The sequence below is a fragment of the Pseudarthrobacter sp. RHLT3-21 genome (genome assembly GCF_059383495.1).
The window spans coordinates 45,494-64,056 of record NZ_JBWZCI010000005.1 but is presented as its reverse complement, the minus strand read 5'-3'; the positions used below and the strand labels follow the sequence as shown (position 1 = coordinate 64,056).

Annotated in this window: 17 protein-coding genes and 1 pseudogene; 9 read left to right on the top strand and 9 right to left on the bottom strand. The window is 65.4% G+C overall.

Translation table 11 applies throughout. The features are described 5' to 3' along the window. Positions 1–68: 68 nt before the first annotated feature. Entirely contained in the window at positions 69–566 is a 498-nt protein-coding gene (gene rraA / locus AC50YA_RS07450) for a ribonuclease E activity regulator RraA (protein WP_494981670.1), read from the bottom strand. Positions 567–706: 140 nt separating this feature from the next. Here rraA and AC50YA_RS07445 point away from each other — a divergent pair, with 140 nt between their 5' ends. The 3 genes from AC50YA_RS07445 to AC50YA_RS07435 all read left to right on the top strand — a co-directional run bounded on the left by AC50YA_RS07445 (position 707) and on the right by AC50YA_RS07435 (position 4,206). Continuing rightward, positions 707–2,011 carry an MFS transporter gene (locus AC50YA_RS07445; protein ID WP_494981669.1) on the top strand — a complete coding sequence of 435 codons (1,305 nt, stop codon included), beginning with the start codon at positions 707–709 and terminating at the stop codon, positions 2,009–2,011. A 99-nt stretch (positions 2,012–2,110) separates the two neighbouring features. After that, positions 2,111–2,719: a TetR/AcrR family transcriptional regulator gene (locus AC50YA_RS07440; RefSeq protein WP_494981668.1), complete on the top strand. Its 609-nt coding sequence runs from the start codon at positions 2,111–2,113 to the stop codon at positions 2,717–2,719. 287 nt (positions 2,720–3,006) lie between these two features. Next, a complete protein-coding gene (locus tag AC50YA_RS07435) occupies positions 3,007–4,206 on the top strand; it encodes an NAD(P)-dependent malic enzyme (RefSeq protein WP_494981667.1) in 1,200 nt (399 codons plus the stop codon). A gap of 81 nt (positions 4,207–4,287) precedes the next feature. Here AC50YA_RS07435 and AC50YA_RS07430 read toward each other — a convergent pair whose 3' ends face one another. Continuing rightward, the gene (locus AC50YA_RS07430) at positions 4,288–5,838 is read right to left on the bottom strand and encodes an alkaline phosphatase family protein (protein WP_494981666.1); all 1,551 of its coding nucleotides are present in this window, start codon (positions 5,836–5,838) and stop codon (positions 4,288–4,290) included. 290 nt (positions 5,839–6,128) lie between these two features. On the opposite strand from AC50YA_RS07430, the gene AC50YA_RS07425 reads away from it, so the two are divergent. The 3 genes from AC50YA_RS07425 to AC50YA_RS07415 all read left to right on the top strand — a co-directional run bounded on the left by AC50YA_RS07425 (position 6,129) and on the right by AC50YA_RS07415 (position 8,071). Beyond that, on the top strand, positions 6,129–6,629 hold the full coding sequence (locus tag AC50YA_RS07425) for a DUF456 domain-containing protein (protein WP_494981665.1): 501 nt from the start codon (positions 6,129–6,131) through the stop codon (positions 6,627–6,629). Between the two features lie 35 nt (positions 6,630–6,664). Further along, positions 6,665–7,630 carry a hypothetical protein gene (locus AC50YA_RS07420; protein WP_494981664.1) on the top strand — a complete coding sequence of 322 codons (966 nt, stop codon included), beginning with the start codon at positions 6,665–6,667 and terminating at the stop codon, positions 7,628–7,630. 81 nt (positions 7,631–7,711) lie between these two features. Further along, positions 7,712–8,071 (top strand): nuclear transport factor 2 family protein, encoded by a 360-nt coding sequence (locus AC50YA_RS07415; RefSeq protein ID WP_494981663.1) that lies wholly within the window; start codon positions 7,712–7,714, stop codon positions 8,069–8,071. Between the two features lie 61 nt (positions 8,072–8,132). On the opposite strand, the gene AC50YA_RS07410 is transcribed toward AC50YA_RS07415, so the two are convergent. After that, positions 8,133–8,786: a LysE family translocator gene (locus AC50YA_RS07410; protein WP_494981662.1), complete on the bottom strand. Its 654-nt coding sequence runs from the start codon at positions 8,784–8,786 to the stop codon at positions 8,133–8,135. A 104-nt stretch (positions 8,787–8,890) separates the two neighbouring features. On the opposite strand from AC50YA_RS07410, the gene AC50YA_RS07405 reads away from it, so the two are divergent. After that, on the top strand, positions 8,891–9,346 hold the full coding sequence (locus tag AC50YA_RS07405; RefSeq protein WP_082575850.1) for an Lrp/AsnC family transcriptional regulator: 456 nt from the start codon (positions 8,891–8,893) through the stop codon (positions 9,344–9,346). A gap of 45 nt (positions 9,347–9,391) precedes the next feature. On the opposite strand, the gene AC50YA_RS07400 is transcribed toward AC50YA_RS07405, so the two are convergent. From AC50YA_RS07400 to AC50YA_RS07390, 3 genes are all read right to left on the bottom strand, one after another. Then, the gene (locus AC50YA_RS07400) at positions 9,392–9,904 is read right to left on the bottom strand and encodes a hypothetical protein (protein ID WP_494981661.1); all 513 of its coding nucleotides are present in this window, start codon (positions 9,902–9,904) and stop codon (positions 9,392–9,394) included. 137 nt (positions 9,905–10,041) lie between these two features. Beyond that, a complete protein-coding gene (locus AC50YA_RS07395) occupies positions 10,042–11,442 on the bottom strand; it encodes a WXG100 family type VII secretion target (RefSeq protein WP_494981660.1) in 1,401 nt (466 codons plus the stop codon). Positions 11,443–11,618: 176 nt separating this feature from the next. Continuing rightward, positions 11,619–12,077: an Lrp/AsnC family transcriptional regulator gene (locus tag AC50YA_RS07390; protein WP_494981659.1), complete on the bottom strand. Its 459-nt coding sequence runs from the start codon at positions 12,075–12,077 to the stop codon at positions 11,619–11,621. Between the two features lie 326 nt (positions 12,078–12,403). On the opposite strand from AC50YA_RS07390, the gene gluQRS reads away from it, so the two are divergent. Next, positions 12,404–13,288, top strand: coding sequence for a tRNA glutamyl-Q(34) synthetase GluQRS (gene gluQRS / locus AC50YA_RS07385; protein ID WP_494981658.1), 885 nt, complete (start codon positions 12,404–12,406; stop codon positions 13,286–13,288). A 43-nt stretch (positions 13,289–13,331) separates the two neighbouring features. Continuing rightward, positions 13,332–14,009, top strand: a complete 678-nt coding sequence (locus AC50YA_RS07380) for an HD domain-containing protein (protein ID WP_494981657.1) — start codon at positions 13,332–13,334, stop codon at positions 14,007–14,009. Here the strand turns inward: AC50YA_RS07380 and AC50YA_RS07375 are convergent. From AC50YA_RS07375 to AC50YA_RS07365, 3 genes and pseudogenes are all read right to left on the bottom strand, one after another. Next, positions 13,990–15,245, bottom strand: a pseudogene (locus AC50YA_RS07375) (low temperature requirement protein A). The gene AC50YA_RS07380 and the pseudogene AC50YA_RS07375 overlap by 20 nt on opposite strands. Before the next feature lie 120 nt (positions 15,246–15,365). Next, positions 15,366–16,979 carry an HNH endonuclease signature motif containing protein gene (locus AC50YA_RS07370; RefSeq protein WP_494981656.1) on the bottom strand — a complete coding sequence of 538 codons (1,614 nt, stop codon included), beginning with the start codon at positions 16,977–16,979 and terminating at the stop codon, positions 15,366–15,368. Between the two features lie 144 nt (positions 16,980–17,123). After that, entirely contained in the window at positions 17,124–18,440 is a 1,317-nt protein-coding gene (locus tag AC50YA_RS07365; protein WP_494981655.1) for an ATP-binding protein, read from the bottom strand. Between the last annotated feature and the right edge of the window lie 123 nt (positions 18,441–18,563).

The following is an 18,563-nucleotide window of genomic DNA, read 5'->3' as shown; positions in this document are numbered from 1 at the left end:
TCCCGCTGCCAGAAATTTCTTCCGCGGCCGCCGCCCCGACCGGCCCCGCCGCAGCCAGAGGACCTCGCTCAGCGCTCCACGAGGATGCCGTCCGGATCGCACCAGACGGTGACTCCGGGACGGAACGTCACGCCGTCGAGCACTACATCCACATCAACCTCACCGGCGCCGGCCTTGGCGCTCTTGCGCGGGTTGCTGCCCAGCGCCTTGACGCCCAGATCCAGTTGGGCGATCGCCTCGCGGTCGCGGATGGCGCCGTTAATCACGACGCCGGCCCAGCAATTCGCCACGGCGCTCTCGGCGATCATGTCCCCCATCAGGGCGGTGCCCAGCGAACCGCTGCCGTCCACCACCAGCACGGCGCCGTTGCCGGGGGTGGCCAGCGTGGACTTGACCAGGGCGTTGTCCTGGAAGCAGCGGATGGTCCGCACCGGGCCGCTGAAGTGTGTACGGCCGCCGAGGGACTGGAACTGGAGTGAAACGGACGCCAGTTCCTCGCCGCGCTCGTCGTACAGATCGGCGGTGTTGACGGGGCTGTTGGTGTTGCCTGCAGCAGATGCGGTCATTGGATCTCCAGGTGTTCAGTGTCGTCGTGGGCTGCGCGCTGTCCATCGCCACACAAGGCATGCTCCGTATGACAGGCGGCGCGATGCAGCCCACGATAGTCTGATTTTCAGAATCACCAACCGTTCCAGGGGGAACCAGCATGAGCCTGTCCGACACACCCGCAGCACCGGATCCCAGCGCTGCGCCGGTTCCCGGAGCGGCCGCGGAAAGCTCGACGGCGGCGCTCGCCGAGCCGACGCGGAAGGTCACCGCGCGCTGGGTGACCGGGCTGGTGCTGGTCAATGTAGGCATCAACGCCGCGTTCTTCGGCCCCATCAATGTCTTCATCGGCCAGCAGGCCATCGGCATTGACGCCGCCAACAAGGAAGCCATCCTCTCCCTGGTGACGGGTTGCGGCGCCGCCGTTTCGCTGGTGGCCAACCCGCTTTTCGGCGCCTTGTCCGACCGGACGGTCTCCGGTTTCGGCCGCCGTGCCCCGTGGGTCCTGGCCGGCGCCGTCCTGGCCACGGCTGCGTTGCTGGCGATGTCCGGAGCCACGGCGGTGGCCCTCATGGTCCTCTTCTGGTGCCTGGTCCAGCTCGGTGCCAACGCAGCCTACGCGGCCATCACCGCTGCCGTCCCGGACCGTGTGCCGGTGCTCCAGCGCGGGGGAGTGGGCGGGCTGGCGGCGATGGGCCAGACCCTGGGAATCCTGCTCGGCGCAGTTTTCGGTGCCGTGGTCTCCGGAAACTTCATGGTGGGGTACACCATGTGTGCGGCCGCCCTGCTGTTCTCCGTGCTGCCCTATCTCTTCCACCGGAACGATCCCCCGCTCCCGCGGGAGGCCCGGCCGCCGTTCACCTGGACCGGATTTTTGCGCGGTTTCTGGATCAGCCCTGCCCGCCACCCGGACTTCGCCTGGGCCTGGCTCACCCGCTTCCTGGTCAACGTAGGCAACCAGCTCACCATCGTCTACCTGCTCTTTTTCCTCCGGGACGTCATCAAGCATGAGGACCCGGCGCTGGGTGTCCTGATGCTCACGGGAATCTACGCGGTGATGGTCATGATCACCGCAGTGCTGGCCGGACCATGGAGTGACCGGGTGGGTAAACGCAAGCCGTTTGTGATCGGCTCGTCCGCCACCATCGCCACGGCCGGACTGATTATGGCCTTTTTCCCGGTGTGGCCGGGGGCCCTGGTGGGGGCCGCCGTCCTGGGCGTCGGCTTCGGCGCCTACCTTGCAGTGGACTTCGCGCTGCTGACCCAGGTGCTGCCGCAGGCCGCTGACCGGGGGAAAGACATGGGGGTCATCAATGTGGCCAATTCCCTGCCGCAGGTGTTTGCCCCGCTGATCGCCTTCCTCTCCCTGCAGTTCCTCGGCGGGTACGTCACGTTGTTCACCACAGCCGCCGTCATCGGCCTGCTGGGGGCCGTGTTCGTGGTCAAAATCAAGGGGGTCGACTGACTCCGGCATTTGCCCGTGCCGTATAGTTGAGGCGGACTGCACCACGGGATGGGGACTCTCCCTGCCGCTGCACCATTGGAACACAACCCCGGAATCCTGATGCCCGAGACCTTTTCAGCCCATCCGTCCATGGCCGCCCGGCCCGCCACCCCGCGCCAGCGGCTGCGTTACACGCGCGTCCTTGAATCTGCCGCGGGATTTGCCCGCAAAGGGCTGGAGTCTGTGGACCTCGCGGAAATTTCGGAAAAATCCGGGGTGCCTCTGGGCACCGTCTACCGCTATTTCCCCACCGCGAACCACCTGATGCTGTCCCTCTACCGCCAGCAGCTGGACGAGCTTCAGGGCAGGGCCCGCACGTCAGCGGCCAGCTTCGGCGGCCGCGCCCTCACCGGTGTGGTCATGGAGATCTTCCATATGCGGGTGATGCAGCCGGCAGTCGAGCAGTGCCTGAGCCGCTGCGTCTACCTCAAGGACAAGGACACCACGGCACTCCTGCATGAAATCGATGCCCTGAGCGAAACGGCGGTGGCCACCGCCTCCGACGACGCCGTAGCGGCCCGGGTGCTCCTGCTGACCGTCACTGGTCTGGTCCAGTCCGTCCGCAACCGCAGGCTCTCGCTCTTTGAGGCCGAAGAGGACCTCAAAAAGGCCTGCACTTTGCTTGCTCCGGTGGCTGCCGGGGCCCGGGCTGCCCACCGATCGGCGTAACTGGTCTAGACCAGATGGCCAATAAATACGTCTTTATTCCGTGACGTGGCTCACAAATACGCCTGATTAAACGATTTAGCAGGCCTCGGGACCCTCAAATGCACTTTCCGGGGCGTGAGCGCTGTTTAGTATTGCAGGACCGGAGTGGCTGGCAACCCGCATCTGCAAGGGCTTCACCCCGGGCCCGCCACCTCTGGGCCCAAGAAGCAACGAATTCCACCTTGAGCCTCCCTGTGCTTGAGCCTTTCTGCGCCGTGCGCCCACGGCTAGCCCCAGGAGACAACGACGTGTCCATTGACGTAATCGCACCTACCGACAATTCAGCAGCCACCGCCCTGACCGAGGCCGAAATCTTCGACGCCCACCAGGGTGGCAAGCTCTCGGTCACCAGCACGGTCCCGCTGTCCAACAAGCGCGACCTGTCCATCGCCTACACTCCCGGTGTCGCCGAGGTCAGCCGCGCCATCCACAACAACCCGGAACTCGCCAAGACCCTCACCTGGGCGCAGCGCCTGGTGGTTGTGGTCAGCGACGGCACCGCGGTGCTGGGCCTGGGCAACATCGGCGCGGCCGCCTCACTCCCCGTGATGGAGGGCAAGTCCGCCCTGTTCAAGACCTTCGGCGAGCTGGATTCCATTCCCCTGGTCCTGAACACCACGGACGTTGATGAGATCGTGGAAACCCTGGTCCGTCTTCGCCCCAGCTTCGGTGCGGTCAACCTCGAGGACATCTCGGCCCCCCGTTGCTTCGAGCTCGAAGAGAAGCTCATCGAAGCCCTGGACTGCCCGGTCATGCACGATGACCAGCACGGCACCGCTGTGGTGGCCCTCGCCGCCCTGACGAACGCCGCCAAGGTCACCGGCCGCGAACTCGCAGACCTCCGCGTAGTGGTTTCCGGCGCCGGAGCAGCAGGCATCGCCGTCGCCGAAATCCTGCTCGCCGCCGGCATCACGGATGTTGTCCTGCTCGACTCAAAGGGCGTCATCAACCGGGAGCGGGCCGACATTGCCGCCGACCCGCAGAGCAAGAAGTCCCAGATGGCAGGGCGCAGCAATCCCCGCAGTGTCACGGGCGGCCCCGGCGAAGCGCTGCTGGGCGCTGACGTGTTCATCGGGGTTTCCTCCTCGAAGCTGGACGAGGCGCATCTGAGGCTGATGAACGCCGATTCCATCGTGTTCGCCCTCTCCAACCCGGACCCCGAAGTCCTGCCCGAGGTGGCCGCCAAGTACGCCGCCGTGGTGGCCACCGGCCGCAGCGACTTCCCCAACCAGATCAACAACGTCCTGGCCTTCCCCGGAATCTTCCGCGGCGCGCTGGACGCCGGTGCCCGCCGGATCACGCCCGCCATGAAGCTTGCCGCGGCACGAGCCATTGCCGAACTCGCGGAAGCTGACCTTTCGGTGGACTACATCGTGCCCAGCCCGCTGGACCCGCGCGTTGCCCCGGCAGTGACGGCCGCCGTCGCCGCCGCCGTGGAAGCCGAGTAGCCTCCGCAGCCACAAGCTGACACAACGCCCGACGGCGGTGCCTCCCTTGGAAGGGAGGCACCGCCGTCGATGCTATTCAGGTCAGTGGCCGATGCCGATCTGGTCCACGGTCCAGAAGGCGCTGTTGGTGCCCGTGTACTTGAAATGCACCCGGGCTGATTTGGCTCCCGACGGAACCTGCAGCTCGATCCTTTCGAAGCCGTTGGCGTTGCTGCGGTAGGACTTGACCAGCTGTGGTGCACCGCCGTCGAAGCTCACCAGCACATCCCCGGTCTGCGGGCCGTCCACGCGGTAGTTGCTCGAGAAGGTCAGCACGGCCGTTTTGCCGTTGACCTTGTAATCCGGGCTGACAAGGGTGGAGTCGAACTGCCCAGGCGCATGGGCTTTATCATCCCATTCATCTGAGTCCGCCACGGCAAATACATTCCGGTTCCGGACGCTGGTCTCACGGCCCTGTCCTCGATCCGTGTTGGTCCAGAAGTCGTCGGTGGCAAAAGACCAGCCGCTCCACTCCGTAACACCGCCGGCCGGCATGGCGGAGTTGTCGATGCTCCAGCCCTCGGGGGTGGCATTGGTCCAGCCCTTGAGGTCAGCTGCCAGGCCGGCTTCGTCAACCCGGGTCCTGAGGGTGTCGCTCAGGCTGTCGAAAGCGTCCGCAGCGACCTTTGAGAACGGAGTGCCATCCAGGTTCCAGGCTGCATCAGTCTGAACCCCGGAATGCTTCAGTACGGATGGAGCGATGTCAGCGATCTTGACGTCGTTGCGGACCGTGCCTTTCTTGATGCCTGCGCCCTGGGCTATGACAAAGGTCTGGCGCTCCCCGGGGGTGTTTCCGCCATGGCCTCCTGTGGGGGTGTGCCCGTGGTCCGCGGTGATCACGATCAGCCATTCCTCGGTGGAGTAGCTGGGGCGCTGCCGGACAGCCTGCAGAATTTCGCCCACCTGGCTGTCGGCGCGGCGGGTGGCTGCGAGGTAACCCTCGCTGTTCGTACCACCGGAATGGCCGGCGCCATCCACCTCGTCAAGATGCACAAAGGTGCTGTCGGGGTTGCCGTGGCTGAGGTAATCAACTGCCTTGGCCGTGGTGCCCGCGTCGTTGCCGCCGGCAAGCCGAAGATCCACCTTGTTGCCGAAAATCTTCTGCGGGACGGGGGACCAGGTGCCAACCACCAGGGTTGAAGCTTCGGGGGAGGCGGTTTCCAGTCGGGTGAGGTAGTCCGGGTACTGGGAGTAGTTCGGGGCCGTGAAGTTGTTATCCACTACCTTGTGCTTGTCCGGCCACACTCCTGTGGCGATGCTTGACCAGCCCGGCCCGGACACCGTGGGTGCCATGGGGTTGGCATAAAGGTTGCTGGTGGCAGTCATTCCGCCGTTCATCAGTTGCTGCAGATTCGGCACGCCGGCCTGCGCGAAAGTGGAGATGGACGCGCCGTCAATCCCGATCACCAAGGTCTTCTGGGACTTCGTGCCGGCGGGGAGCCCTGCGTAGGGTGCCGTGTCGGCGGCCGTCAGTGGTTCAGCCGGAGTGCCAGGCGCCAGAGGCGTGGCCATCGCCCCTGGAACGCCGACGGCAGAAATGACGGTAATGGCGGTTGCTGTGACGGCCGCGCGGAAGCGGAAGGATCTGGTCATGGTTCCTCGTGTCTGGTTGGAATCCCGGATCGCGGGTCGCGAACCGGGTACTCATACACCTTGGCGCCCTGGGCCAGGCCGAGCAAGCAAAAAACACAGCTGTACATACAAGTTCTAAATTCGTTAATCCGCTGTTTGGGCAGCGTATCGCTGGCATCTAAATCCTCAATGGTGGAGCACTCTCTATCCCATCAATAAGTTGTTCATACACCTTCCAGTGGTCCGCGGCCGCCGCCTGCGGGCCGGGGAGGCCCGGCCGTCCGGCTGGCGGCCACCCTAAACTGGGGCTCATGAACTCCGAAACCGTTGTAAGTTTCCTGTGTGGCCTGGCCATCCTGGTGGGCGTGGCCGGCACCATCATCCCGGTGCTTCCCGGCAGTTTCCTCATCGGGCTCAGCCTGCTGGCGTGGGCCATCTGGGGCGGCGCGGGCGCGGTGGGCTGGGTGGTCTTCGCGGTGGGAATGGTGTTTGTGCTCGCTGGCATGTCGGCCAGTGCAGTGCTGACTGGACGGAAGCTCAAGCAGCACGGCATTCCCAACCGCAGCGTGCTAATCGGCCTGGCCGCAGGCGTGGTGGGCATGTTCATCATCCCCGTCGTGGGGCTCTTTATCGGGTTCGCCGCCGGCCTGCTGCTCAGTGAGCTTCGCCGGACCCGGCGGGTCGGCACGGCGACATCCACCAGCTGGGCCGCCCTAAAGGCCACCGGACTGGGCATGCTGGTGGAGTTCGGGCTGGCGTGCCTGGCGGCCAGCACCTGGGTGATCGGGCTCTGGGTCGCCGCGGCCACATAGTCCGTCCACGATGGTCCGCCACGTAGCATGGAGAGATGACCGCGGGGGATGCCAGAGGACCGATCTACCGGGACGCCCGTGACCTGACACCGTTCGGAAACGCCCACATGCAGACCCCCGTCCGCGAGCTCGCCGGCAGCGTCGGCGGGCTGATCCACGGTGTTCTGGGCGGCCGGGATGCCGCGCTGCTCGCCGTGGACGGCGAGGTTCCCAAGCTCAAGCGGATGCCCGGGAAAGCGGCCAGGGCCGTGCACGATGCCATCTTCACCGGCAAGGAACCGGAGCGGCTCATCGCCCTGGGCCGCGCCTATCCGGGCTGGGCGGGGCTCTGCTCAGTTATGGCGGGCCTCCTTGCGTACCAGCACGGCGGTTACCTGCGCGCGTCCGAACTCCTCCAGCGCGGCCTGTCCCTCAGGAACGACGACGACGCCAACCAGTATGCGGCCACGTACCTCACGCGTGTGGTCACGCGGGTGGAGGTTGCCGAGCGCATCGAAGTCCCCGTGCTGTTCAGCCAGGAATCGGTCTTCCTAGCCCTGTCGCACTCCCTGCGGGAGACGGGCCAGCTGGAAGCCGCGCTGCAGACGGTGGCCGGGCTGCCGCCGTCGTTGCCGTCAGCACTGGCGCGCTGTGCGCTGGCGTTCGGGCTGGGACGCGACAAGGAAGTGGTGATCTGGACGGAGGGGCTGCTGAACTCCGACGACCTCTCGGCGGCCCTGCTCTTGCTCCGGGGCCGGGCGCTCCGGCGGCTCGGCGCCCACGCACAGGCGCACGACGCCCTGAAGGAGGTCCTCCGCCGCCGGAAAACGGACGTGGTGCTCCGCAACGACGCACTGACCGACCGCGCCCTGCTGGTGCTGGACAACGGCCGCAAGTCCCTCAACCCGCGGGACTGGCTCCGCGGCCGGCCGGCGGAGCTGGAAACGTTCGAAGTCATCCGCAAGGACGTTGACGAGCGCCGGCTGTGGGAGCAGGAGTGGGAGAACCTGGACGGAAAATAGGCTTCGTCTTACGGGCGGCCTGATGGACTTGCCTTGTGGACTTGCCTTGTGGAGCCAGCCGCCCCGGAGTACAACGGAGGCATGAGCGACGCAGTCCGGTCCTGGATGGAGAAGTACATCGCGGCGTGGACCACCAACAACCCCGAGGACATCCGGGCGCTGTTCACCGAGGAAGCCGTCTACGCCACCCGGCCGCACGATGCCGACGCATGGCGGGGGCGCGAGCAGATCGTGAACCGCTGGCTGACGGCGGCGGACGACCCCGGGAATTGGACCTTTGACTGGTCCGTACTGGGAACCGACGGCGGGCTGGCCTTTGTGCAGGGCTTCACGGACTACCCCGGTGACAGTCCCAGCTACGACAACCTGTGGGTCATCCGCCTTGAACCGGACGGGCGGGCGTTGGAGTTCACGGAATGGTTTATGGAGCGCAAAGCCTGAAGTTCTGTGCCCGAGTTCTGTGCGTGAGCGCGGTGCCGGAGTTCTACGCCCGAAAGTGGTGTCAGGCCGGCCCGGCGAGCCCGGCAACCAGCGGAACCAGCTGCTCTGAGAGGAGCACCACGCCGAGGGCCACCATGATGATGCCGCTGGCCAGGGTGACTGTCCGCGCGGCGCCGGGCCGGGACTGCAGGAGCTTGCGGGCCAGCAGTGCCACACAGGTGTAGACGGTTCCGGCCAGCAGGACAAACGTCAGGCCCAGCAGGCCGGACTGGACGGGAACCGGGAGCGCGGCCTCCGGGCTGACGAACTGCGGCACCAACGCCACATAGAACAGCAGCCCCTTGGGATTGATGCCGCTGGTGCCCATGCCCTGCAGGAAGGTCCGGAGCTGGTTGGCGGGCTTCCCGACGGCGTCTGCCGCACTGAAGGAGGCGCCGCGCCAGGAGCGGAGGGTGCTGATGCCCAGCCACAGCAGGTACGCCGCGCCGGCCACGGTAAGCCAGCCCAGGACGCCGGGCAGGCCGGACAGCAGGGCCGCGAGACCCGCCACCATCAGCAGAGTATGCAGGACGTAGCCGCCACAAAGTCCGGCCACGGCCGGGACGAAGCTGCGCTGCCGCAGCCCGGCGGTGATGGAGTAGGCCCAGTCCACGCCGGGGGTGCAGGCGAGGGCGACTGCCACCACTATAAAAGCGAAAAACAGCTGGGGATTCATGGCGGGCTCCTGTCCGTTGGGTACAGAACAAACCTTATGAAGTTTCCAGCCATAAGTGCTTACCATTTTCGCCCCCTTCGAGGCGAGATTGGTAAGATACTTGCGTGATTGACCACATTGACAGAAATATTTTGCGCCACCTCAAAGAAGATGGCCGGATGACCGCCACGGCGCTCGCCGCGAAGGTCGGGCTCACGGTGGCGCCATGCCACCGAAGGCTCCGGGACCTGGAGACGTCGGGAGTGATCCGCGGCTACAAGGCGGACATCGATCCGGCCGCCGTCGGGCTGGGTTTCGAGGCTATTGTGTTTGTGACTTTGCGCCAGGTGGACCGCTCCACCATGGAGATCTTCGAGAACCGGGTGGCGGACAATCCCAACATTGTCGAGGCACAGCGGCTGTTCGGCTCCCCGGACTACCTGCTGAAGGTCATCGCCGAGGACCTGCCTGGCTACCAGCGCTTCTACGACGCCGAACTCACGTCACTGCCCGGGGTTGAGCGGCTGACGTCCACGCTGGTGATGAAGAACCTGAAGTCCAATGCCGGTCCGCCGGTGTAGCCATGTGCGTTGCGCCAGCCAGGCTCGCATCAGTCCGGCGTTGCGTCAGTCCGTGGGTCTGACGTGGACGATTATCACCTTGGTGTCCTTGCCGCCGTCGTACCGGAGGTCGTAGTTCACGTCCAGTCCCGTTGACGTACCGGACGTGATGGAGAAATTGCTTGTGGTTTCCGGGTCTCGCTCGGTGCTGCTGATCCAGCGTTCTGCGGAGCCGGCGTCGATCCCGTACCGCTCGACGCCGTCCCGGATGAGCTCAAAATACTCGTCCGAAGACTCGGCGGTGAGGAAGTAGGTGACCTCGCTGAAGTCCTGCCGCTTGTCCGTCGTGTTGAAGCGGAGGCGGTCGGTTTCCCCACTGATCTCGCCGCTCGGGGCAACGATGGTGAGCTTGATCTTTCCCGAGTCCCGGGTGTTGATTTCGGGCCCGTAGCTGTCTTCGGTGACACGGACGGCCGCCTTGTCCAGCCGTCCCGAGCTCATGTCCAGCCGTGCGCTCCTGGATTCGTGGATAGTGGCCACACCGGCGGCGTCGAGGGCGGAGAATTCCGAGGTGCTCATGGTGCTCCCTTGAGAGGTTGGTTCGGTGGTAGTGCCACTGATCTGGCAGCCGGCCAGGGCGAGGCAAGCGGACAGTGCAAGAAGTACGACGGCGGGCCGCCGCCTCGGGCGGGGGGCTGCGGTTGGGCATGTGGTCGTCACTGGTGGACCTCCGCGCCGAAGCCATCCACAAAGCGGTCCATGATGCCGGGGATGTTGTTGGTGGGGCGGTGCTGCTCCACCCGGTCGTTGAAGTCCGAGCCGATGATCTGCTCCGCACGTGCGGGATCCGTCGCCAGGAGGTTCTGGTACGTCGAGAGGGTGTCCTGCCGGATGAGTTCCCACCGCTGGTCCGCGTTGGAGATGTTCCCGTTGGGGAAGCCTGTGGTGAAGTCGGTGCGGAACTGGGTGGGGTTGAAGGGCACGTTTTCCGGGCCGGGACTCTCCACGCTGAAGGTGTAGGGAAAGACCTCCGGGTAGCTCTTCGCGCCGGGGATGGACGGCTCGCCGGCCAAGGTCACCAAATACGTCACGGCCTCTCCGCCAGGGTGGTTGCGCATGTTGTCGTAGTCGTCCGCGATGATCTCGTTCTGCTCGCGGTACAGGAGGGCGGTGTTGCCCTCCTGAACCAGGTCCGGGTCGCCGGAATCGATCTTGGCCCACTCCTCTGCGGTACCGGTATCAATGGCACCCGAGTCCCGCAGCCGGTTGATTTCCTCGATGCCGCCGTTCATGTACGCCTGGTGCTGCCGGGCCTGGTCAAGGAAGATTTCCTTGTTCATGTCCAGCATGCTGGTTTCGTAGAAGCGGATCTGCCCGTCGGTCATGCCCGCGAGCTGTTCGATCTGGTCGAGGATGGGGAGTCGGATGTCCGAGGCCGGATTGTCCGCGATCTGCTGGGCGAGATCCCGGAGCATGGCCATGTCCTTGAAACCGCCGGCGAAGGACGGGCCGATCATGTTGGCCATACCGGCCCACTGCAGGTCCGGATTGGAGAGGTAGGCCTGGCCGTAAAACTCGTAGACCTTCCTGATGGTCTCCCAGTTGGCTTCTGTGCCCTTGGACGTGTCCCAGCTGGAAGGGTCGATGCCCATGTCCAGCATGGCCTGGTTGTTCCAAAAGGAGCTGAGGAAATCCGCGTATTCCCCGGAGTTCTTGTCGATCAGGCCGGAGTCTGCGGCAGCGTCCATGGCCGCCTTGGCGGCCTCAGGGTTTTCGAGCGCCCACTGCCTGAATTCCTCGCCGCCGAGATAGTCCTGGCGTTCCTCGGGGGTCATGCCGTTCAGCCGGTCCGTCAGGTCCTGGGCGGTGCCATCGCCGGAACCGCTGCTGCTGCTGCCCCCGGAACCGCTGCCGCCTGAACCAGTCCCGTTGCTGGCTTTGTCCTGCTCGTCGGCGTTAGTGAGCAGCGTCTTGGATGCCAGCTCCAGCCCGGACGTTGCGGACTTCAGCAGCAACACGAGCGATGACGTCCAGTCGCTGCGGAAGCGCTCGCCGTCGTGCCCTTTCCAGGCGCCGGTGCTGATGACACTGCTGAGCTGCTGATTGAGCAGGCTCAACCTGTTGGCGCCGCTGCAAGGTCTTTGGCGAGCTGCCGCAACTGGGCAACGTCGCCGCCGTAAAAGTTCCCCGCCATGTTTCCCCCTGAATGGATTCCCGTGCCAGCCTAGCTGCGATGCGTCCGGGCGGGCGATGGGGAGAGCTCCCCGTACAACCCAAGAGTCGGGGAAGGAATTTAGTCCCGCAGCAGCCCGGTGGTCCGGTACGGGATGACCTCCCGCAGGAACATGCTGGTGGAGGTGCGGACGATTCCCGGGCAGAGCCGGATCTCCTCGGACACTCGGTAGAGATCGTCCGGGCTGGTGGCCACTACGCGGATCAGCAGGTCGGTGTCGCCGGCAGGGGCATGGCATTCCAGGACCTCGGGGATCTTGCGGAGCGCCGCGATCGCTTCGTTGAGGTGGCTCTGGTCCAGTTCGGCGCTGACGGCCGCCGCCACACCCCGGCCCAAGGCGGTGGGGAGCACCCGGCTGCTGTTGGGGCGGAGTGCTCCCGACGCCGTCATCCGCTCCAGGCGCGACTGGACGGTCCCGCGCGCCAGGCCCAGCCGTTGGGCCAGCACCATGACGGGGACGCGGGGGTCCTCGTCCAGGGCGTTGAGGATGCGTTTGTCCGTGGCGTCCAATTGCTGCAATCTGATCAGTTCCTGTCGGAGTGTGCAACCGCTATTAGTCAGACTGACCAACGAACGGCTTGCCGGTTGTGCCAACTGTATGGTGTCTGCTCAAATTGTGGCAACAAGGGCTGAGGCTACCGCCGAATCCCGCAGGCTACAGGATCCCCGGCACACCACCCGGTAACTGGACACACCCTTCCGCAAGGAGGACGCCGCTGATTGACACTTGTTCACACCACGGTCATTCTGCACACACGGCAAGAGCCCCTGAGCCACCGACGTCGGATCCTTCGAAGTCATCGGTAGCTGAGGGGCTCTTGTGCTGTCCGGACTAGGGTTGATCCATGACCCCAGCCGGCCGATTTGCCCCCAGCCCTTCCGGCGAGCTGCATGCAGGAAACCTCCGCACTGCGATGCTCGCCTGGTTGTTTGCCCGGTCTACCGGCCGCGACTTCCTGCTGCGCGTCGAGGACCTCGACCGGGCGCGGGCCGGCGCGGAGGCGGAGCAGCTCCGCGATCTGGAGGCCGTGGGCGTGACGTGGGACGGCGCCGTCGTACGCCAGACGGACCGCGGAGCCGTCTACGCTGAAGCGATCGGGCGGCTCACGGTTGCAGGCCTCACCTACGAATGCTTCTGCACCCGCCGCGAAATCCAGGAAGCGCCGTCAGCGCCGCATGCGCCGCAGGGCGCGTACCCGGGCACCTGCCGGGACCTCGATCCTGCTGAGCTGGAGTTCAAACGCTCCACACGGCCTGCCGCCATCCGGCTCCGCGCCGGAACGACGGAGTACACCGTGCGGGATGTGCTGCACGGCGATTTCACCGGCGTGGTGGACGATTTTGTCCTCCGCCGCAACGACGGCGTGACCGCTTACAATCTGGCCGTCGTGGTGGACGACGCCGCACAGGGCATCGACCAGGTGGTGCGGGGCGATGACCTGCTGCCCTCCACGCCCAGGCAGGCGTATCTTGCGTCGTTGCTGAACATTCCCATTCCGGAATATGCGCATGTGCCCCTGGTGGTGAATTCCGACGGCGCCCGGCTGGCCAAGCGTGACGGTGCCGTCACGCTGGCTGACCTTTCCCGCGAAGGTGTTCCCGTGGCCGATGTACGGGACCTCATCCTGCGGTCCCTGGGGTTGCCGGCAGGGACGCTGGAACATGCACTCGTGGCGTTCCGGCCGGCGAACCTTCCACGGGAACCATGGGTGTGGAGCGGCCCCCAGTAGGCCCGCGAACGGACACTTGCGGCCCTGCGCGTAGGCTTAAGCCATGTCGGAACCCGAATTCACTGAAGCCAAAATCCCTCAACCGGGATTCACTGTCGAGACCGCGAAAGTCCTGGCCGAGGTGGCCCACAACCGGCAGAAGGACAAGCTTAAGCGCCCTTACCGTGACCATGTGATTGCGGTGGGTGATGCCCTGGCGGATTTCGATGACGATATCCGGATTGCCGGTTACCTTCATGACATTGCCGAGGACACTCCCATCACCCGGCAGGCGCTGCGGGATATGGGCGTTTCCGAGCGGGCGGCCGACATCATCGAGCGGGTCACCAACCGGCTGCACGATAATCCCGATGACTATCAGGCCGGGATGCACTTCATCGCCGAGGACCATGACGCGGCACTGGTGAAGATCGCGGACAACGCCCACAATTCGCTGCCCGAACGAGTGCGGGCTCTGGCCGCGAAATGGCCGGACAAGCCGCCCGTCACCAAGTACCGGGATGCGCGTCCGGTGCTGTACGCCGCCGTCGACGTCGAGGAAGTCCGCAAGATCCTTGCACGGGTTAATCGCTGGCTGCTGGACGAGTTGAACGACAGGCTCGACGACGAAGACGACACGGACTACGAGAATCTGACGTACGACGAGGCTCCAGTCGTCGAGCCCGACCCGGTTGTTGAGCCTGTCGATCAGGCGGACGCCACTACGGGCGAGGAGAAGTAGCCTCGGCTTCGAGTTTCGCCAACGCAGCGTTCACGCGCTCAGCGCCGCGCCGCTCATCGATGACAATCGAAGCCCCCAGTGCCAAAACGATGACCTGCAGGCATACCGGGACCGAAACCCCGGCTGCCGCCAGGCCGATGGACCGGGCGAGGGCCACCATTATGCCGGCGGCGACCGCCAGCACAGTCCGGTCCCGGCCCATCATGACGCTGAACAGCCAGGTCAGGGCGAGTTTGAACAGTGCCACCGGTACCGCGATGCTGGCCACAGCAACCGCTCCGCTGATGTGTGCCTCGTGGTCTATATAGTAGGCGACCACGTGCAGTCCGGCCCCGTTGCCGCAATGGCCGCGAAGATGGGGATGTGCCCGTAGCCGAAGTGGTATGACTTGTGCCGACGGAGGTGAAGGGCGCGTCCGGCGGGCAGCATGAAGTAGATCCACCACATCCCGAAGGCCAGCGCCGTGCCACCGAAGCCGACGAGGGCGGCGTCAATGCTCCAGCCGTGGTTGGCGACAATGGCACGAAGGGTTTCTATCGCGCCGATCAGGCATTCTCCCAGAGCGATGATGGCGAGGAGGCCGTAGCGCTCGGCGATGTGGTGGGCGTGCCAGGGCGTCTTGGCCTTCCGTTCGGCGAAGTAGGGCGTGGCCATTTCAAGCACAACCAGCGGCGCCGTCATGCGGAAGGTGGTGGCGACGTCGGCCTCGATGATCAGCACCGCGATCCAGCCCAGTTGCACCACAGCGAGGTACTTGGCATAGCGCAGGCAGGTTTCACGACGGGCCGGGTCCTGCCTGGACGCGCGCACCCACTGGGTCACGAGCGCCAGACGCATGAGCACATAGCCTCCGACGATCACCCGGTTGTCGACGTGGTTTCCTTCGACGATGGAGTGAAACAGCGGCTCAATGCCCATCGCCAGGATCAGGACGCCGACAATCTGGACCATGGTGACCAGCCGGAATACCCAATCGTCGGTGTCGTAGGCGCTGGCGAACCACGTGAAATTGATCCAAGCCCAGATCACGGCGAACATCGCGAACGAGAATCCGAGCAGTCCGGCGTCGAAGTGGGCTTCCGCGATCTCGTGGGCGAACTGGCTGCCAGCCACACCGAAGGCAATGACAAAGGTCAGGTCGAAAAAGAGTTCCAGCGGGGTGGCGGCCCGGTGCTTCTCATGCGGATCCCGGCCGCCCATGCGGGAGAAAGCATGCCGGAGCGGATTGGAGGACATGGGTCAAAGATTATCGCCAGCGCGGTGGCCGGCTCCAGTGCGGCTGAATACTGAACGCTGTATGTTGGACGGCTAATTCTGTGCCTCCCGAAGCGGCTAAACGGGGCCATTTTGAGTCGCCTAACCGGTGCCACCGGAGGGGTGCGGACGTGCCGCGCGTTTGGCGAACGGTTGCTCAGGTAGCCAGAAAAGGTCAGGCACCGGCAAGTAGGGGTTTGGAGCCGGTTCTTCGAGAACTGCCTGTAGCCAGGCCCACTCCGGGAGAGGATCTTTGGGCAGGGCTTTAGACAATGTTTGGTCGGGTGAGTCATGTTCGGGCAGCGCCGGACCAAGCCCTTGGAGCTTCAGTTGGTTCATGATCTGGCCTGGCCACTGGGGAGGTTCCCAGTCCTGGTGTTCACTTTGATACCGGCGGCCGGTGGGTGATATCCAGCCGGGTGGTTTGTCTGTGCCGGCTTCGGTGGGTCTCCATCCGGTGGCGTGCTTCAACCGGTGATGTTTGGGACACGGCTGGCCAAGATTCGAAATACCGGTGGTGCCGCCGTCGGCCCAAGCGAGGAGGTGGTCGGCTTCGTTGTCCAGGGACTGGTTGCTGCATCCGGGGAACGGGCACTTTCCGTCACGGAGTCTCAACCACTGCCGCATCGCCGGGGGGATGCGGTAGCTGGTCCGTCCGATCTCGAGCGGCGCCCCGTCGCGCGGGTCGGTGAGGACCCGGCGGAACGAGGACGCTCCGTCGGCCACGAGTCGGCGGGCGATGGAAGCCGGGATCGGCCCGTACCCGTCGAGGGTTGCGGGTTCGTCTGTGAGGCCCATGAGCGCGAACACCGGCACGGTCACCAGTACCTGCGCCGTGGGCGAACGCACACCAGCGCCAACCCCGTTATTGGTGCTTTTCGCGGCCGTCGTTTCAGTGCTCGCGGTGAGGAGCCAGGTCGCGAAACTGTCGACGCGGAGCTGAGTCAGGGTCCTGCCCTCCGCTGGGCCCTGCAGTGCTCGGGCGGCCGCGGTGGTGCGGTCCCAGATGCCTGCGGCCTGATCCGCCGGCAGGTAGGCGGACAGCCAGGCCATGCCGTCCCGGTCCGGCGCGTACTCCAGCCGCCGGTCCAGGAAGCTCTTGATGTGGCGTTTTTCGAGGCTGTCCGGGTGGTGGCGCTCCCGCCACGTCCGCGCTTTGTGCCGGAACCGCGACGGGACGAGCTCCCCGGCCGAGCACCCCCGCGCTGGGTTCTCCGCGTCAGGGTCCAGGAAGTGGGCTTCCAGCGCCGCGGCCCCGGCGGGGTCCAGGGTACCGGCCTCGTCGACCATCGCTCGGGCGTGCTGCCACGAAATCGACCCCTCCGCCAAAGCAGCCAGCGTCAACGGCAGGGCGGTGGTCAGTTCATGGGACTGGGCCAACAGCGCCGAAGCCGTGCGTTCGCTGACAGTCAGCACGCATGCGACCTCGGAGACCACGGCCATGTCCTGCGCCGGCCGCTCTTGCGGCAGCGCGTTCGGGGCGGCCAAGGCCTGGGATCCTTCCGCGATCTCGGCCAAGAGCCGGACCTTCAGGGCGGCAGTGCCGGCCTCGTGTCGGGCGACTTCGGAGAGGCCATCCAGGCAGGCATCAATCCATTCGCGCAGCCGGTCACGGTCGCAGGAGCTTGAGGGATCTTCGCGGTCAACCAAGGCACGCAGCGCGGCACTGGATGCGTCAAGCGCATCCAACGCCTCCACTACTGCTCTGCTTTCCATACCTCCATCATCGTGAGGGGGTACGACATTTAAGGTCCCCCGCCGCCCGTTTCAAAAAAGATTATGGGAAAATTTTTCGGTCGCATGGAGGTGGGCCACAACTGTACGTTCGCGCTGGGAATTTTCGCGCGGGAGGAGCGAGCGTTAGACCCGCCCCAACGCGTCGATGTCCTCAAGGAACTGCTCGTGGACCTCCTGGCTGACGGTGGTCCGCGTATCGCCGATCGTGAAGAGGTAGTCCTCCGTGCAGGGCCCTTTCCGGACCGCCTCGCGAACTGAAGCGTTGCCGCCGGAAGCCGCTCCGCCGTCGTCGTACACTGCCTTTTCCAGCGCCCGCTGGGAGGCGCTGCGGGCAGCGTACTCAATGTCCGCGGGGGAGAACCCCTCGGTCCGCTCCACCAGGAGCTCCACGTCCACATCGTCCACCACGGTGGCAGGGATGAAGCGCTGCCACATGGCTTCGCGGGCCTGGCGGTCCGGGAGGCCGATAGGGATGACGTAGTCGAACCGACCGTGGCGCAGGAAGGCGCTGTCCAGGGACTTGATGAAGTTCGTGGCGCAGACCAGCAGGCGGCCGGGCTGTTCGCGGAACGCCGGGATGATCTTCAGGAGCTCGTTGGTGACGCCCTGCAGGGGCGACGGCGGTTCGCCGGAGCGCTGGGAGGCGATCTCTTCCACTTCGTCGATGAACACCACGCAGTGCTCCAGCTCCGCGATCTCCAGGAAGGTCTCGCGAAGGGCCCCGGCGAGGCCCTTGGGATCGGAGGCAAGCCGGGACGGGAAGACCTCTACGAACGGCCACTCGAGCCGGGACGCGATGGCCTTCGCAAACGTGGTTTTGCCGGTCCCGGGAGGACCAAACAGCACTACCGCGCGCGGCGGCACTACACCGTATTCATCGGCGAGGTCGGCCTCCGCGAGGGGCAGGACAAGCCTGCGCTCCAGGAGTTCCTTTTCCTTGCGCATGCCGGCCACGTTCTCCCACAGGTCCCGGGCGAGGATCCGGCCGCCCAGCTGGCCCAGCGCGCCGAGCTCCTGCCGCTGGACGGGGATGGTCCGCTCGAAATAGCGGAGGTTCTTCTTGAGCGCGAAGCCGCGGCTGAGGAACGCCTCCACCCTGGTCTCCGCTTCCGGCATCAGCGCGGAGAGCTTGTTGAGGCCGTGCGGGGCCATGCGGTTTTCGACGGCGGCGAGCAGCGACGTGCCGATCCCGCGCCCGCGGTATTCAGGCAGCGTGGCCAGGAAGACTATCCAGCCCTGGTCATGCGCGGCGCGTCCGACGGCGGCGCCCACCACCTGATCGCCCTGCACCGCCACCACCGCGTGGTCCTTCTCGCAGGATGCCAGAACCTCGGAGAGGGCATAGACAGGCTCCACATCAGAGGCCTTGAGCGACTCCCAGAGGTGCAGGATCCCGTCCAGGTCTGCTGAATGGAAATCCCTGATGCGCCAGTTGGTCATGCCGTGTCTCCCGGGTGGTTCGTCGTTGAACTTTCACAGAGGTCGCGTGTGAATCGCTCTGCTGAGCATAGGCGATCACCTACCACACGGGGGTTGCGGGAGCGTTGCATTACGCCCGGGCGG

Excerpts from the sequence above, each read along its gene's own strand:
- rraA (WP_494981670.1), bottom strand. The coding sequence starts at position 566 with ATGACCGCATCTGCTGCAGGCAACACCAACAGCCCCGTCAACACCGCC.
- AC50YA_RS07445 (WP_494981669.1), top strand. The coding sequence starts at position 707 with ATGAGCCTGTCCGACACACCCGCAGCACCGGATCCCAGCGCTGCGCCG.
- AC50YA_RS07440 (WP_494981668.1), top strand. The coding sequence starts at position 2,111 with ATGCCCGAGACCTTTTCAGCCCATCCGTCCATGGCCGCCCGGCCCGCC.
- AC50YA_RS07430 (WP_494981666.1), bottom strand. The coding sequence starts at position 5,838 with ATGACCAGATCCTTCCGCTTCCGCGCGGCCGTCACAGCAACCGCCATT.
- AC50YA_RS07425 (WP_494981665.1), top strand. The coding sequence starts at position 6,129 with ATGAACTCCGAAACCGTTGTAAGTTTCCTGTGTGGCCTGGCCATCCTG.
- AC50YA_RS07420 (WP_494981664.1), top strand. The coding sequence starts at position 6,665 with ATGACCGCGGGGGATGCCAGAGGACCGATCTACCGGGACGCCCGTGAC.
- AC50YA_RS07415 (WP_494981663.1), top strand. The coding sequence starts at position 7,712 with ATGAGCGACGCAGTCCGGTCCTGGATGGAGAAGTACATCGCGGCGTGG.
- AC50YA_RS07410 (WP_494981662.1), bottom strand. The coding sequence starts at position 8,786 with ATGAATCCCCAGCTGTTTTTCGCTTTTATAGTGGTGGCAGTCGCCCTC.
- AC50YA_RS07400 (WP_494981661.1), bottom strand. The coding sequence starts at position 9,904 with ATGAGCACCTCGGAATTCTCCGCCCTCGACGCCGCCGGTGTGGCCACT.
- gluQRS (WP_494981658.1), top strand. The coding sequence starts at position 12,404 with ATGACCCCAGCCGGCCGATTTGCCCCCAGCCCTTCCGGCGAGCTGCAT.
- AC50YA_RS07380 (WP_494981657.1), top strand. The coding sequence starts at position 13,332 with ATGTCGGAACCCGAATTCACTGAAGCCAAAATCCCTCAACCGGGATTC.
- AC50YA_RS07370 (WP_494981656.1), bottom strand. The coding sequence starts at position 16,979 with ATGGAAAGCAGAGCAGTAGTGGAGGCGTTGGATGCGCTTGACGCATCC.
- AC50YA_RS07365 (WP_494981655.1), bottom strand. The coding sequence starts at position 18,440 with ATGACCAACTGGCGCATCAGGGATTTCCATTCAGCAGACCTGGACGGG.